This is a genomic window from Rahnella woolbedingensis (assembly GCF_003602095.1).
GTDB classification, from domain to species: domain Bacteria; phylum Pseudomonadota; class Gammaproteobacteria; order Enterobacterales; family Enterobacteriaceae; genus Rahnella; species Rahnella woolbedingensis.
The window spans coordinates 87836-103302 of sequence record NZ_RAHH01000022.1; the positions used below are offsets into that span (position 1 = coordinate 87836).

General features: G+C 47.0%; 12 protein-coding genes and 1 tRNA gene. 5 read left to right on the forward strand and 8 right to left on the reverse strand.

The window, feature by feature from the left end:
- Window positions 1-118: 118 nt before the first annotated feature.
- From mutY to mltC, 3 genes are all read left to right on the forward strand, one after another.
- Window positions 119-1186, forward strand: coding sequence for an A/G-specific adenine glycosylase (gene mutY / locus D6C13_RS17965; RefSeq protein ID WP_120134065.1), 1068 nt, complete (start codon window positions 119-121; stop codon window positions 1184-1186).
- 9 nt (window positions 1187-1195) lie between these two features.
- Window positions 1196-1468: an oxidative damage protection protein gene (locus tag D6C13_RS17970; protein WP_120134066.1), complete on the forward strand. Its 273-nt coding sequence runs from the start codon at window positions 1196-1198 to the stop codon at window positions 1466-1468.
- A gap of 76 nt (window positions 1469-1544) precedes the next feature.
- Window positions 1545-2624 carry a membrane-bound lytic murein transglycosylase MltC gene (mltC, locus tag D6C13_RS17975; RefSeq protein WP_120134067.1) on the forward strand — a complete coding sequence of 360 codons (1080 nt, stop codon included), beginning with the start codon at window positions 1545-1547 and terminating at the stop codon, window positions 2622-2624.
- A gap of 47 nt (window positions 2625-2671) precedes the next feature.
- Here mltC and D6C13_RS17980 read toward each other — a convergent pair whose 3' ends face one another.
- Both D6C13_RS17980 and speF read right to left on the reverse strand, forming a co-directional pair.
- Entirely contained in the window at window positions 2672-4066 is a 1395-nt protein-coding gene (locus D6C13_RS17980) for a glycoside-pentoside-hexuronide (GPH):cation symporter (protein ID WP_120134068.1), read from the reverse strand.
- Between the two features lie 230 nt (window positions 4067-4296).
- A complete protein-coding gene (speF, locus tag D6C13_RS17985; protein WP_120134069.1) occupies window positions 4297-6459 on the reverse strand; it encodes an ornithine decarboxylase SpeF in 2163 nt (720 codons plus the stop codon).
- A 685-nt stretch (window positions 6460-7144) separates the two neighbouring features.
- Here speF and D6C13_RS17990 point away from each other — a divergent pair.
- Both D6C13_RS17990 and D6C13_RS17995 read left to right on the forward strand, forming a co-directional pair.
- Window positions 7145-7220: transfer RNA gene (locus D6C13_RS17990), tRNA-Phe, on the forward strand.
- Between the two features lie 98 nt (window positions 7221-7318).
- Entirely contained in the window at window positions 7319-7651 is a 333-nt protein-coding gene (locus D6C13_RS17995) for a DUF1294 domain-containing protein (protein ID WP_120134070.1), read from the forward strand.
- A 78-nt stretch (window positions 7652-7729) separates the two neighbouring features.
- On the opposite strand, the gene D6C13_RS18000 is transcribed toward D6C13_RS17995, so the two are convergent.
- The 6 genes from D6C13_RS18000 to D6C13_RS18025 form a co-directional block, all read right to left on the reverse strand.
- Window positions 7730-8800 (reverse strand): GDP-mannose 4,6-dehydratase, encoded by a 1071-nt coding sequence (locus tag D6C13_RS18000; protein WP_120134071.1) that lies wholly within the window; start codon window positions 8798-8800, stop codon window positions 7730-7732.
- 123 nt (window positions 8801-8923) lie between these two features.
- Window positions 8924-10078, reverse strand: coding sequence for a glycosyltransferase family 4 protein (locus tag D6C13_RS18005; protein WP_120134072.1), 1155 nt, complete (start codon window positions 10076-10078; stop codon window positions 8924-8926).
- 85 nt (window positions 10079-10163) lie between these two features.
- A complete protein-coding gene (cpsG, locus tag D6C13_RS18010; protein WP_120134073.1) occupies window positions 10164-11543 on the reverse strand; it encodes a phosphomannomutase CpsG in 1380 nt (459 codons plus the stop codon).
- Window positions 11544-11557: 14 nt separating this feature from the next.
- Window positions 11558-12979 carry a mannose-1-phosphate guanylyltransferase/mannose-6-phosphate isomerase gene (locus D6C13_RS18015; protein WP_120134074.1) on the reverse strand — a complete coding sequence of 474 codons (1422 nt, stop codon included), beginning with the start codon at window positions 12977-12979 and terminating at the stop codon, window positions 11558-11560.
- Between the two features lie 116 nt (window positions 12980-13095).
- On the reverse strand, window positions 13096-14085 hold the full coding sequence (locus tag D6C13_RS18020; protein ID WP_120134075.1) for a glycosyltransferase family 2 protein: 990 nt from the start codon (window positions 14083-14085) through the stop codon (window positions 13096-13098).
- Between the two features lie 8 nt (window positions 14086-14093).
- Window positions 14094-15467: lipopolysaccharide biosynthesis protein (locus tag D6C13_RS18025; protein ID WP_244212716.1), on the reverse strand; the 1374-nt coding region annotated here is incomplete at its 5' end.

The window sequence follows — 15467 nt, forward strand, 5'->3', positions numbered from 1 at the left end:
GGCAGGAAATCCGTCAATAGCGTGCGTAAAGCAGTGCGGAAAGTTCCGGTTTACAGCCAGACGGGAACTGTGATGTGATCAGCCCCGTCTTTTAACCCTGCCGGACTGTAATTCACCCATGATGGAAGCCCAACGTTTCTCACCTCTGGTGCTCGACTGGTATCAGCGCTATGGCCGCAAAACGCTGCCGTGGCAAATCGCAAAAACACCTTATAAAGTCTGGCTTTCAGAAGTGATGTTGCAGCAAACGCAGGTAGCGACTGTTATTCCGTATTTTGAACGCTTTATGCAACGCTTTCCGACGGTGTCTGATCTGGCCGCCGCGCCGCTCGATGAAGTTCTGCATCTGTGGACCGGTCTGGGCTATTACGCCCGCGCGCGTAACCTGCATAAAGCGGCGCAGACCATTGCCAGTCAGCACGGCGGCGTGTTCCCGACGACCTTTGATGAAATCCTCGCGCTGCCCGGCATTGGCCGTTCCACTGCGGGCGCGGTTTTGTCGCTGGCACTCAATCAGCACTACCCTATTTTAGACGGGAATGTGAAGCGCGTGCTGGCCCGCTGCTATGCCGTTGACGGCTGGCCGGGCGAGAAGAAAACCGAAAACAAGCTGTGGACGATAAGCGAAGATGTCACCCCCGCTGAAGGCGTTGCCCAGTTTAATCAGGCGATGATGGATTTAGGTGCGATGGTTTGCACCCGCAGCAAGCCAAAGTGCGAACTGTGCCCGGTGAAATCAGGCTGCGAGGCTTATGCACATCACAGCTGGGCGAAATATCCCGGTAAAAAACCGAAGAAAACCCTGCCGGAAAAGACCGCGTTTATGCTGATGATCCAGCAGGAAGATAAAGTCTGGCTGGAACAGCGTCCGCCGGTTGGCCTGTGGGGCGGGCTGTTCTGCTTCCCGCAATTTACCAGCGAAGATGAACTGGCTCTCGGGCTGAAAAAATACGGTGTTACGCAAAATCAGTTGCAGCAGCAGACCGCTTTTCGTCACACTTTCAGCCATTTCCATCTGGATATTGTCCCGATGTGGTTAAATCTGCGTTCTGCTGCGGGTTGCATGGATGAAGGTGCGGGTCTCTGGTATAACTTAGCGCAACCACAATCCGTCGGGCTGGCCGCGCCGGTAGAGCGTCTGTTGACGCAACTGGCCAAAGAACCGACCCAAAAGAACGATCGATAAGGAATTAGCATGAGCAGAACGATTTTTTGTACTTTTCTCAAGCGTGATGCACAAGGGCAAGACTTCCAGCTGTACCCTGGCGAGATTGGCAAACGTATCTTTAATGAGATTTCTAAAGAAGCCTGGTCTCAGTGGATGACCAAGCAAACCATGCTTATCAACGAAAAGAAACTCAGCATGATGAATCCGGAAGACCGCAAATTGCTGGAACAGGAAATGGTCAACTTTCTGTTCGAAGGCCAGGACGTTCATATCGAAGGCTATACCCCGCCGTCAAAATAATCATTTATTACAATGGTTGAAACATTAAGGCAGGCACTCCGGGTGCCTGCTTCTTTCATCAGAAACGGTTTGTAAGATGAAGAAAATTTTAGCTTTGCTGGTTATCGCGCCCATGTTGATCTCCTGCTCCGGCAGCAAGAAAGACCAGTTCAACGAAGCTTATGTAAAAGACACCAACGGATTCGATATTTTGATGGGGCAGTTTGCCCACAACATCGAAAACATTTGGGGAATGAATGAAGTGCTGATCGCGGGTCCGAAAGACTACGTGAAATATAGCGATCAGTATTACACCCGCAGTCACATCAACTTTGATGCGGGTACCATCACCCTCGAAACTATTTCAGGCACGGATCCGGCGGCAAGCCTGCGTCAGGCTATTGTCAGCACATTGCTGGTGGGCGACGATCCGGGCAATGTTGACCTCTATTCCGATGCCAACGATATCCAGATCAGCCGTGAACCGATGTTGTACGGTCAGGTTCTCGATAACACCGGTCAGCCAATCCGCTGGGAAGGCCGTGCGGCAAGCTTTGCTGATTATCTGATTCAGAACAAGCTGATGCGCCGTCAGTCCGGTCTGCACGTGATTTATTCCGTGACTATCCAGATGGTGCCAAACCACCTGAACAAACGTGCGCATAAATATCTGCCGATGATCCGTGAGGCGTCCGCCAAATATGGCGTCGATCAGTCACTGATACTCGCGATTATGCAAACTGAATCTGCCTTTAACCCTTATGCGGTGAGTAATGCCGATGCGCTGGGGCTGATGCAGGTTGTGCAGCACACCGCCGGGGTGGATGTGTTCAAATCTGAGGGCAAATGGGGCAAACCAAGCCGAAGCTATCTGTTTGATCCACAGAATAATATTAATACCGGTACGGCTTATCTGGCGATGCTTCAAAACGTGTATCTGGGGAATATCGATAACCCGACTTCACGTCGCTATGCAGTGATTACGGCTTATAACGGTGGTGCAGGCAGCGTTCTTCGCGTGTTCTCACAGAACAAAACGCAGGCGTTTAACATCATCAACAATATGGCACCGGGTGACGTTTACACCACTCTGACGACAAAACACCCGTCGGCAGAATCGCGCCGCTATCTGTACAAAGTGAACAATACTCAGCGCAGTTACCGCCGCGTGGATTAACGTTTACCGTACCGGCTCTTCAGGCGTGAGGAGCCGGTACGAACGCCTTAACTGTGAATCTGTACACTCTGCGTTTGCAGACTTTGCGTCTGGAATTTACCTTCACCCAAATCACTAACAATGTGATTCATGCGCTCTTCTGTCAGCTGATAATAACGGATAGAGAAAGCCGTTATCAGATAGAAAATAGCCGGTAAGACGGTGAATAAAATCAGAACGCCGCGTACCGCTTCTGCCGATTGTTGTTCCACGCCCGCCTGATAACCAAACCATGCCAGCCCCCAGCCTGTCAGCGCGCCACCAATCGCCACACCGAGCTTAATCACAAAAATATTCGCTGCAATGTTCATCCCGGTTATACGGCGCTGGGTTTTCCATTCGCCGTAATTATTGGCATCGGTAATCATTGACCATTGCAGCGGCGCATTTATCCCCTGTAATAAGTTAAGGGCAATATGCACGATAAAGGCAGGGATCCAGTAATCGGTGGGGAGCACAAAGAAGAGTAATCCAGCGAATGCGCTTAATATATTTACCCAAATCGACGCGCGGATTTTACACATCCACGAACCGAGCTTTTTGGCAAATAAACTGCCGATAACGGCGGCAACAGTGGTCGCCATCATGAACATGGAAATAATTCCACTTCCCTGATGAAGAACATATTGCACAAAATAAACCAGCAAACTGCCGCGAACAACCACGCCGCATAACATAGCAAGATTATAAACGGAGAGGATCCGCCACTGGTCATTTTGCAAAAGAACACGGACATCGCGGACAATATTCATGTTCTCTTCCTTCACCGGCGTAATACGTTCCCGCGTCGTCAGAAAACACACAAAGAACATCACGCAACCAATTACGCCGAAGATGCCCATCGCCCACTGCATGCCGGTCGCACGGTCTCCTGGAGAGATATAATCCGCTAACGGCAGGATAAGCGCCGTGCCCATTGCGCCACCGATCGGCGCAATCGCAAAGCGCCAGGATTGCAGGGAAAGATTATCCTGCGGATCCGCCGTAATAGCCGCGCCTAAAGAGCAGTAAGGAATATTAATCGCCGTGTACATTAAGGTCATAAATATATAGGCGAAGACTGCATAGATAATTTTACCGGTCTGTTCAAAGTTCGGTGTCGAATAAACCAGTACGCAACTGACGGCAAAAGGAATGCAAATAATCAGTAACCAGGGACGAAATCTTCCCCAGCGACTTTTTGTCTGATCGGCAATGGCACCCATAATAGGATCCGTGACCGCATCAAGCACCCTGACCACTAAGAACAGCGTGCCCATTACAGCCGGCGGTAAGCCATAAATATTCGTATAGAAATAAGCAAGAATAGCGACAGAGGAATCAAAAACAATGTGACTTGCGGCATCACCTAATCCAAAACCCAGTTTTTCTTTCGCACTGATCCTTTCAGTTAATGCTGACATGCAGTCACCTTTATTAAGATGGAGATCTGCATTAGTTATAATTCCAGAAAATCACTCTGAATATTGTGATTTCTCATTTACGTTTTATGCTTTTAATCAACTGTGACGCAGGTATCTATACTCTGACTGAATGATAGGGTTATTTTCGACCTGCATCACAGTTCCGGACGCCCGTTTATTACCGGGAGATAACCATAAAAAACCCATCCGGAGATGGGTTTTCAGGTGGACTATTGCGCGAGAACGTACCCCATCACGCGTTTCCAGCCGACCGGTTTCTTCTCGATATACACGCCCTGTAATTCCGGCGAGAAGCCAGGTAACAGATTGATCCCCTCTTCCAGCGCCATAAAGTAACGCTGTACCGCCCCGCCCCACAGTTCGCCCGGTACTACGCACAGCACGCCCGGAGGATACGGCAACGCGCCTTCTGCGGCGATACGCCCTTCGGCATCACCAATTGCCACGAGCTCGATGTTATCGCGGATAAACTCGTTGTGCGCGTCCTGTGGATTCATCACCACTTTCGGGAAGCTCTTTTCGCGGAACATCTCTTTTTGCAGCTCTTTCACATCGAAACTGACGTACAGGTTATGCATTTCCTGGCACAGCTGACGGATGGTGTAATTGCGGTAACGATCTTCGTTTTTACGATACACCGTCGGCAACACTTCGCTGAGCGGTGCATCTTCTTCGATGTACTGCTCAAAGCGCACCAGCTCTTCCACCAGCAACTGCATTTTGGCCGGTGTTTCGGCAGGCGTCAGCAGGAACAGGATCGAGTTCAGGTCGCATTTCTCCGGCACGATGCCGTTCTCGCGCAGATAGTTGGCCAGAATGGTCGCCGGGATCCCGAACTCAGTGTATTTACCGCTGGATGCATCGATGCCCGGCGTGGTCAGTAGCAGTTTGCACGGATCAACGAAATACTGCTTCTCAGCGTAACCGTCGAACGCGTGCCAGCGCTCACCCGGCACAAAATCGAAGAAGCGCACATCGTTAGCCATCTCATTCGTTTCATGATCCTGCCAGCGTTTGCCACCTACCGTTGGCGGTACAAACGGCAAAATCATCGAGCACTGATCCAACAGCATTTTGCGGGTTTCGATGCCGAGCTTCACGCACTCCATCCACATATGTTTTCCGCTGCCACCGGCATGAATACGCGCATTCACATCCAGTGCGGCAAACAACGGATAAAACGGGCTGGTGGAGGCGTGCATCATAAACGCATTGTTCAGCTTTTTATGGCTGCAATGACGCTTCTGGCCTTTGATGTGATTGTCTTTCTTGTGGATCTGCGAAGTCTGGGAGAATCCTGCCTGCTGCTTATGCACCGACTGCGTAACGATAATGCCCGGATCGTTTTCGTTAAGCTCCAGCAGCAACGGCGAGCATTCTTTCATCATCGGGATGAATTGCTCGTAACCGACCCATGCGGAATCAAACAGGATGTAATCGCACAGATGACCGATTTTATCGACCACCTGACGCGCGTTGTACACCGTGCCGTCGTAGGTGCCGAGCTGGATAATCGCCAGACGGAACGGACGTTTCTCGTCAGCGCGATCCGGCGCCACTTCTTTGATCTGTTTACGCAGATAAGCTTCGTCGAAACAGGCCGCATCAATGCCGCCGATAAACCCAAACGGGTTGCGTGCTGTTTCGAGATACACCGGCGTCGCGCCTGCCTGCAAAAGCGCGCCGTGGTGGTTTGATTTGTGATTGTTACGGTCGAACAGCACCAGGTCCTCGCGGGTCAGCAGCGCGTTTGTGACGACTTTATTGGCCGCAGACGTGCCATTGAGCACGAAATAGGTTTTATCGGCACTGAAGACTTTAGCAGCATACTTTTGAGCGTCTTTCGCCGAGCCTTCGTGGATCAGCAAATCGCCCAGTTTGACGTCCGCATTACACATGTCGGAGCGGAAAATATTCGGGCCGTAGAAATCATAAAACTGACGCCCGGCCGGATGGCGACGAAAGAACTCCCCCCCCTGATGTCCCGGACAGGCAAACGTGGCGTTCTCCATCTCAACATACTTTTTCAGCGTGTCGAAAAACGGCGGGAATAGCGCTTCCTCATAAGCCTGGGCGGCGGATTCAATTTGTGCCGCATAAAACGCCTGATTAGCATCCGATAAGGTGATCACGCCTTTCAGCACCGGTAAAAATTCCGGCGAAACCTGCTCCGTTCCCTGCACAGCAACAAACGCGGGAATACCAAATCCCAGCGTTTCAATCTCCGCCAGCCGGCCGTGGTTGAGGTCACCCACAGAAATGATGATGGCCGCAACGTCCGCGTAATCGGCGCGACGCAGGTCAACGACCAGACGTGCCGTCTGGAGATAAGGGGCGACTGAAGCGCTTGCTGCAAGTTTTAAGTGTTTCATTCAGACTCTCAAACGGTTAAGTAAGAGGGTGTGCCAGATGGCACGGCAATGAGCAGGTTCTTACGTCGTAGAACAATTGCGCGCAGATCCCGGCCCGGCAAATGACGTTAGCTGAAGCGAGTTATCGAGTGCGGCAGGACAATGCCGGTACGGCAAAGTGGTGACAAATCGAGTTTCAGGCCAGCCACGTCTGATAGACAACAGTAAAATCAGAGAAATGCCCTGTGGATGACTCTCTGTTTTTAATAATGCCTAACAGCGGACAAACGGTAGCCTTACCGCATGAAAGAAACTGCATAAGGAGAAAAGCTGAAATCGTGGTGTTTACAGCACCCGGAGATCATCATCAGATTTTTTCTGCACTTATAAAAAGCGCGATGTGATAAACCAGCCATGCCGCAACCCTCTTGAGCTGTCGCGTGAAAACGGGAACAGAGTTGTTTAATAAATCGGCGCAATAATGGCATCTTTTAGACCCCTGTTCAACCCTGTAAATCGCGCGATTTTCTTACAAAATACGACACCACCTGGCCGGGAATTCATCCTGTAAATTTCCGGCAAACCGCCGATTGCGGCAGTTAAATCGACAAATCGTCGTAAAAAGCATCATTCAGATGACGAACACCCCCGTTGTCACAAAAAGCCGTTGACGACACATGCCCAATACGGTTTAATGCGCCCCGTTGCCCGGATAGCTCAGTCGGTAGAGCAAGGGATTGAAAATCCCTGTGTCCTTGGTTCGATTCCGAGTCCGGGCACCATATTTAGAAGAACCCGCCTATGGCGGGTTTTTTGCTTTCTGGCATTTACAACCTTACTGGTTACACGGGATCTTCCTTCAATTTCCGGTGATATCTCAATGAATTCTGCGTGTTACGTCCTGCTGGTTTTAGTGGTCGGTACCAGCCTCATTACGCCATATCCTGTCTGGATCGGTTTGCACCTGCTCAACCTGCTGACACTGCTGATATACGGGGCCGATAAGCTTGCAGCCTGCAGAGGCTGGCGGAGGATACCGGAAAACACGCTACTGTTGTTCGGGCTGCTCGGGGGTTGGATCGGAGCCCTGGTCGGTCAGCAACTTTTCAGGCATAAAACGCATAAACAACCTTTCCGCACCTGGTTTATGTTAAGCATCGCTGCCAATATTGCTGCTGTTTCAGTGGGCGTCTGGCTGATGTACGGGCGGTAAATAGCAGGCAAAAAAAAGCCGGAGAATGTCAGCGCATTCTCCGGATTTTTTGTACTTCTTCACAAAAGGCAGCTGCCGTTATCCGTACAGCTTCAGGCGCGCAGCCCTTTTGGCCGTGGCCAGATCGGCCAGCACCATCTCAATCACCAAATCCTGCAATGAGGTTTCGGGGGCCCAGCCTAACTGACGCCGCGCTTTTGACGGGTTTGCTGAAACCTTGCTGACCTCTGCCGGGCGGAGACAACGGGGGTCGACGGCGACAATGACGTCCCCGACTTTGAGTGCCGCTGCTAACGGGCTGATAATCGCCGCGATCACACCTTTCTCCTCGATACCTTTACCGACGAAGCGAAGCTTGATCCCGAGCTCAAGGGCGGCAAATGTGACGAACTGACGCACTGTAAATTGCACGCCGGTGGCAATGACAAAATCTTCAGGTTTATCCTGCTGTAACATTAGCCATTGCATTTTGACATAATCCCTGGCGTGGCCCCAGTCGCGTAATGCATTGAGATTGCCCAGATAGAGGCATTTCTCCAGTCCCTGCGTGATATTTGCCAGGCCCCGCGTGATTTTACGCGTCACAAAACGTTCATTGCGCCGCGGCGATTCATGGTTAAACAGAATGCCGTTGCAGGCGTGCATACCAAAAGTTTCCCGGTAATTCACCACCGTCCAGAAGTCGCTGATTTGCGCGACCGCATCCGCAGAAGGCACATTAAATGTGACCATTTCGTTGATCGACATTCCATCAACCAGTCCGCACAATGTGGGAGATGACGCATGGTAATAACGGGTTTTGTGCTCCAGTCCCTGCGAACGGATAGCTTCCAGCATTCTCAGAGCACTGATCCCGACGGCGGGTAAAGTGGAGTGAGTTGCTGTCCCGCTGGTGATATCCAGATTATAAATCTCATCCGGACGAATCAACGCCAGCAATCCACCCGAATTGGAAATTTCGCCCTGGTTATAATGATGAATACGAAAATCAGGATGATTAAAATATTCATCATCATTGAAAGATTCAGTATTCATAACCGGACGGTGTTGAATAATACCGTGGACGATGTAACCTTTTTTAAGCAAAAGCTCAGCCAGATAGGAGCCGTCTTGCCCGGAGATATCGGTAATAAGAGCGACCTTAGACATAGTAAACCCTTAGATTACAATTTAAAAAGCATCAGGAAAGATGCACGATTATAATTGCAAGGTTATGTAAGTGAGATGAATTGCAGATTAGTAAGTCAACGACATAAAATGAAAATAACAATATTAATAAACGACGCGTTTGCTCTCATTAAAGTCATGCCATTTAGTTTTGATATATTCATCCAGTTCATTATGAAAACGTTGTGCAGAAAACTTTAACGCATTTTCGCGACAGTCCAGCGGAAGAATAGATTTCTGTATCGTATCAAAGTGATGTACGGCTTTAATGAGTGATTCTGCTGTTTGTTCCGCGAAAAATACTCCGGTCGCATTCTTTTCACCGTAAGGTCTGATAGTTTCAAGAACACCTCCCTTGCCAAAAGCAATCACCGGTGTCCCGCTGGCCTGCGCTTCAACCGGCGTAATGCCAAAATCTTCCTCCGCTGCAAAAACAAACGCTTTCGCACGTCGCATATAATCTTGCATTACATCGTCAGGCTGATAACCCAGTATTTCAATGTTACTGCCCGCTTTCGCTTTAATTTTGCTCATTTCAGAGCCATCACCAATGACCACCAGCTTCTTATCTGGCATCTGGCTGAAGGCCTCAACAATAAGGTCAATACGTTTGTAAGGCACCATGCGAGAAGCCGTAAAATAGAAATCCTCTTTATTCTCCTGCAATGTAAAGCGCTCTACATCAACTGGCGGATAAATAACATCAGCATCGCGGCCATAGACTTTCTTAATCCGGCGGGCGATAAAGTGCGAATTCGCGATAAAGTGATCCACACCATTGGCGGTCCGGTAATCCCAGATCCTGATTTTATGCAAAAACCAGCGGGCCAGCTTGCCTTTGAAACCTTTGTTCAGGCCTGCCTCGCGCAAATACTGGTGCTGGAAATCCCAGGCATAACGGATCGGAGAATGCACATAACTAATATGCAACTGGTCAGGGCCGGTCAGCACTCCTTTTGCCACCGCATGGCTGCTGGAGAGCACAATGTCATGCCCGGTGACATCAAGTTGTTCTATAGCCAGCGGCATTAAAGGCAGGTATTGCTGATATTTCTTTTTAGCAAAAGGCAAGCGCTGAATAAAAGATGTCTTCGCTTCCTTACCGTAGAACTTCTTACGCGATTCGTCAGAAAGAAAATCGACAACAGAGTAAATATCTGCGTGTGGGTATAATTTAATAAATTCGGCGATAACTTTTTCTGACCCTGCAAATGTCACCAACCAGTCAGCGACAATCCCCACACTCACATCATGTGACATATTTTTAACCTTATAAATTGATAAGTGAGCAATGCGAATCCAGAGCGAGTTACTATCACTCACTTAATTAAAATATTATTAATCATTACATACTGCGAAGAATGGATAGAATTCTTCTGGTTTGTTCCTGCATGAGTTTTGTATTAGCGCGGGATTCTACATTTAACCTAACCACAGGCTCAGTATTAGAACTGCGGAGATTGAAACGCCATTCATCAAATTCAAGACTGATCCCGTCAGTATGATCCACTTTAACCGCATCAGTTTGATACATGGCTAACACGCGGGCAATAGCTTCATTGGGGTGTTGCAGGTAACTGTTAATTTCGCCGGAAGCAGGATAAGCCGTGATCCGGTCATTAATTAATTGTCGTAGTGATTTCCCTTTAACATGTAATAACTCAGCGACCAGCAACCAGGGGATCATTCCGCTGTCGCAATAATAGAAATCGCGAAAGTAATGATGGGCGCTCATCTCACCACCATAGACCGCATCTTCCTGACGCATACGTTCTTTAATAAAAGCATGACCGGTTTTCGACATTACCGGTATACCACCGGCTTCGGTGACTATATCAATGGTATTCCAGCTCAGGCGCGGGTCATGGATAATACGTGAGCTGGGATATTTTTCGAGAAAGGCATCCGCAAGCAGACCCACGATGTAATAACCTTCGATAAAGTTACCTGCATCATCAAAGAGAAAACACCTGTCAAAATCCCCGTCAAATGCGATCCCCATATCCGCTTTATGTTTAATAATAGCGTCAGTGGTATCCTGCCGGCACTCCGGTAATAACGGATTAGGGATACCGTTCGGAAAGGTGCCATCCGGCTGATGGTGCACTTTGATAAACTCAACCGGCGCGCCTGCCTGAATAAAACGCTGCTCAATGGCATCGATAACATGTCCGGCAGCACCGTTACCAGAGTTGATGACCAGTTTCAGTGGCCGGGTAAAATTGTCCAGATTGACGTAGCTAAGAAGCTTGTCCACATAAGCATCAAGCACTGAGGCTTTTTCGTAGGTCCCACGGGAAGCGCTGTCCCCCAGCCCAAAAGCATTTGCTTCCGCCAGCGCCTGGATATCGCGCAGGCCGGTATCGCCACTTATAGGCTTTGAGTTCTCGCGGACCAGCTTCATGCCATTATAATTCATCGGATTATGGCTGGCCGTGACTTCTATACCACCATCCAAAGCCAGGTAGGAAGTGGCAAAATAGATCTCTTCCGTTCCCGTAACCCCAATATCGACCACATCAGTACCAGCGTCCTGCAACCCTCTGGCCAGGGCAAACTTTAATGATTCACTGGTTAAACGGACATCCCCGCCTAATACCATCTTTTTAGGCTTTAAATATTCGCCATAAGCGCGACCTATTCTGTAAGCGATGTCTTCGTTTAATTCGATGCCTAATTCACCGCGGATATCATAAGCTTTAAAGCAGGTTAATTTACCTGACATATTTTACCCCTAAATTAACAGCGACCATAGTGATCTTTTATACGGATAATATCGTCATCTTCCAGATAAGAGCCCGACTGTATTTCCAAAAGCTCCAGTGGAATTTTCCCAGGATTTTCCAGACGATGCTGAGCACCAACGGGAATAAAAGTGGATTCATTTTCAGTGAGCAGATAATCCTTATCTTCGAGAATAACCCTGGCGGTACCTGAAAGAATTACCCAGTGTTCAGTCCGGTGATGATGCATTTGTAATGAGAACTGTCCTCCGGGTTTTACGGTTATCCTGTTCACATGATAACGCGGCGCGGTCACGATATTATCGTTACGTCCCCATGGCCGATATGATTCGCGATGTAAACGATATTCCCGGCGCTTATTACTTTTCAGATACTCGACGACTTTTTTAACATCCTGAACCTGGTTTTTATCAATTACTAATACGGCGTCTTTCGTATTAACAATCACCAGATTATCCACACCAATCGCTGCCACTAATTTCTCATCAGTGTTGATATAGCAATTCGTCGCATTATGAGTAAATACATCACCATTAACGGCATTCCCCTCACCGTTTTTGTCATTCACTTCCCAAAGCGCCGACCAGGAACCCACATCATTCCATCCCGCATCTAAAGGAACCACGATCGCATCAGTGGTTTTTTCCATGACCGCGTAATCAACAGACTCATCCGGACAGGAAATAAAAGATTCTCTATCCACACGAATGAAATCCTGTTGCTCATCCGACTGCGCGGTTTCAATAGCTTTGCGACAAGCTTCGAGTATGTCTGGTCTGAATTTCTGCATCTCCTCAAGAAAACGCTTAGCAAGGAACAGAAACATGCCGCTGTTCCAGTAATACTCGCCGCTTTCAAGATATTGCAATGCAGTAGGAAGATTAGGTTTCTCAACAAACCGTTGCACCCTAAAAACAGATTCGGCATCACCGCTGAATTCCGTCCCCCGCTGTATATAGCCGTATCCGGTTTCAGGGCCTGTCGGCACAATGCCGAAAGTCACCAGTTTCCCGTGCTCGGCAAACGAAATAGCATTCTGTACGGCCCGATGAAAGGCCGCTGGAGACTCAATTACATGGTCAGCGGCAAGGACGAGTAACAGCGGGTCATGGCCGTCATCGATAGCACTGAGCGCAGCCAGCGTGATCGCAGGCGCCGTATTGCGCCCGACCGGCTCAAGAATAATATTGTCCGAAAGTTGGTTTATTTGCCGCAATTGTTCAGCGACAAGAAAACGATGCTCTTCATTACAAATAACCAGCGGCGAAGAAACATTCAACCCATCTAAACGGGTGATCGTTTCCTGAAGCATTGAGTGATCGCCATGCAGACGAAGAAATTGTTTTGGATAAAGCTCGCGAGACATCGGCCACAAACGACTACCGGTGCCACCAGCCATGATTACTGGAAGGATCATAATATTCGTCTCAAGAAAAAATTCAGATAATATTAAATCATGGAAAATAACGATTCGGTGCGTAGAGAAATAACTGAATTATCATTCATAATGAGTACAGGCAAATATTGAGTAATTTATTTTTTGATTTTAAAGATCGTTTTAAAGGCAAAAAATAGTAATGCAGGTGAAATTTTAATCATGAGTATTGAGTAAAACTTCTTATAATTAAGCTGAGATTTTAACCTGAGTAAATAAGAAACATTGATGTGTTTTTCTATTTCTTTAACTTCATTTTTCGGAGCACCAAATTTAATTGCATTAATAAAAACCATCAAACTCACAATATACTCATGTTTTATTATCTTCAACTCATCTGAACCTGAAATAATTAAAGGATTTACCAGTGACTTTGTAATTTCCAGGTATTGCATTCTGTCTAGCGCTTTTCGATAGGACATTTTTGTTAACGAGGAATTATGCTGAATATAATGGTACTTAGGTTCGCTGCCAAATGAGATGTCAGCTCCATTGATAAACATTTTCATAATAACAAGGTAGTCTTCAAAAACAGGTAACTTAGCATCAAAGCTAACATTCCTGAAAAGATTCCTTTTGAATATTTTATGCCAAAGAAAACCTGTTATTTCATTGTCCAGCATGGAAAAAACAGCCTCTTTACCTCTGAGTGTCCTATTGGGAGAAAATTTATTTACTGTACCAGTTTGGACGCCTTCAGGTGTTTCAGAGTAGTACAAGCACTGGCCTATATCCGTATTATTATTTACCACAATATTTATTAAATAACTTATAGCATCATGCTCGAAGTAGTCATCAGAATCCAAAAAACAAATAAAATCACCCTTTGCATTATCCACCAACTCATTCCGTGTGAAAGATACCCCTTCATTTTTGACATTGTGAGAAATACTATGAGCAATATGAGCGTGCTCAATAAAAAAATTTTCAACGATTGCCACTGAGGTATCATTAGAAAAATCATCGACAATAACCACTTCTATATTAGAATAGGTTTGAAAAGCAACAGACTCCAGGGCCTTCCTGATATACTTTTCAGAGTTGAAAAGAGGAATAAGGATGCTAACTAATGCTAATTGCGTTGCCATAAATTTATCTAACCCCTCTTAAATATCTTTCTCGTGAATGAAAGTATCATTATCTTCTTACTCTTAGACGTGATAGTGAAAATAAGAATAAAATAAAATATCGCACCAACGAGAACTTTTATTGCTATTCCAGACCAGGACTCATTTAATAACGTAAACTCCTGCATACCCATCAGAATCAAACACATGCCCCCGGAGCATATAATGGGAACAATAATCTCTCTTATGTATTGTCTGAATGTTAAATTCAACAATGTTAATGCACACCATGCAGAAACAGGGTAAAGAAGTATTGTACGGATGGAAAATACCAGTGCAGTGGCAATCAAACCAAATCGCACAAAAATATAAAATGCCAAAACATTACTTATTGCATAAAGCAGTGTTAATCTGGCTTGCCACTCGGGTTTATCACGGGCAAACATGACGGAATGATTGTAATATCCAATAGATGTAACAAAACCTACAGCACTGACAATCTGCATTATGGGTACAGATGGCATCCATTTCTGTCCCAGCAGCAGAAAAGTAATATCATGGGATAAAGAACTAAGGCCAACAAAAGCAGGCGCTGTTACCAGAACTGTAAAATAGGTTGCTTGCAGATACTTTTTACCAAATTCATTCAAGTCATTTTTATACCGGGTGAATGCGGGTAATGAAACCCGCATTAATGCGGACGAGAGAACGGTGTTCAGGGTGTTTACTATACGCTTACCAGCCGAATAAACACCGGCACCTGCTGTTCCAATAAAGTATGTAATAAAGAAAACATCACTATTTTGATTCGCGAAGTTAGTAATATTACTCAGAGCCACATGCTTAGAAAACCCTAAAGACTCGCGAATTGAATCCTTCGAAATTTTCATTTTTGGCTTCCAGGGAGTTGTCACCCACAGCACGACCAGAGAAATCAGGGAAGTGACAACTTGCTGAACCACCAGACTGGTAACAGCATAGCCTTTATATGCAAGCACCACCCCGACAACGCCCCCGATAGAGATAGAACAGATTGATCTTATCGCTAAGGGGCGGAACATCATATTGTGCGTTAACCAAGCCTCGTGTGTCCGGCTCAATCCGCTGACGACAATAATAATTCCTGTTCCCCGGATCACATTGGCCAGCTCCGGTACTTTCATATACGCCTCTATAAGCGGGGCGGAAAAGAAAACAATCAAAAATGCAGGTGCAGATAAAGAGAAACATAAAAAAAATGCAGAATTATAATCTACAGATGTCGGTGACTTCATTCTCACGATAGATGTTGCGATACTATCGAATATGACATTTCGAAAAAACTGTGTAACAAGTAAGGCAATAAAAAAAATTGATCCAAATGCAATAATCTTAGCTGGCGGATTCAATCCCCTAGAACAGAG

Coding starts and splice junctions, on each gene's coding strand:
- mutY (WP_120134065.1), top strand. CDS start 119: ATGATGGAAGCCCAACGTTTCTCACCTCTGGTGCTCGACTGGTATCAG.
- D6C13_RS18000 (WP_120134071.1), bottom strand. CDS start 8,800: ATGTCTAAGGTCGCTCTTATTACCGATATCTCCGGGCAAGACGGCTCC.
- D6C13_RS17980 (WP_120134068.1), bottom strand. CDS start 4,066: ATGTCAGCATTAACTGAAAGGATCAGTGCGAAAGAAAAACTGGGTTTT.
- D6C13_RS18020 (WP_120134075.1), bottom strand. CDS start 14,085: ATGGCAACGCAATTAGCATTAGTTAGCATCCTTATTCCTCTTTTCAAC.
- D6C13_RS18005 (WP_120134072.1), bottom strand. CDS start 10,078: ATGTCACATGATGTGAGTGTGGGGATTGTCGCTGACTGGTTGGTGACA.
- D6C13_RS17995 (WP_120134070.1), top strand. CDS start 7,319: ATGAATTCTGCGTGTTACGTCCTGCTGGTTTTAGTGGTCGGTACCAGC.
- D6C13_RS17970 (WP_120134066.1), top strand. CDS start 1,196: ATGAGCAGAACGATTTTTTGTACTTTTCTCAAGCGTGATGCACAAGGG.
- D6C13_RS18015 (WP_120134074.1), bottom strand. CDS start 12,979: ATGATCCTTCCAGTAATCATGGCTGGTGGCACCGGTAGTCGTTTGTGG.
- cpsG (WP_120134073.1), bottom strand. CDS start 11,543: ATGTCAGGTAAATTAACCTGCTTTAAAGCTTATGATATCCGCGGTGAA.
- speF (WP_120134069.1), bottom strand. CDS start 6,459: ATGAAACACTTAAAACTTGCAGCAAGCGCTTCAGTCGCCCCTTATCTC.
- mltC (WP_120134067.1), top strand. CDS start 1,545: ATGAAGAAAATTTTAGCTTTGCTGGTTATCGCGCCCATGTTGATCTCC.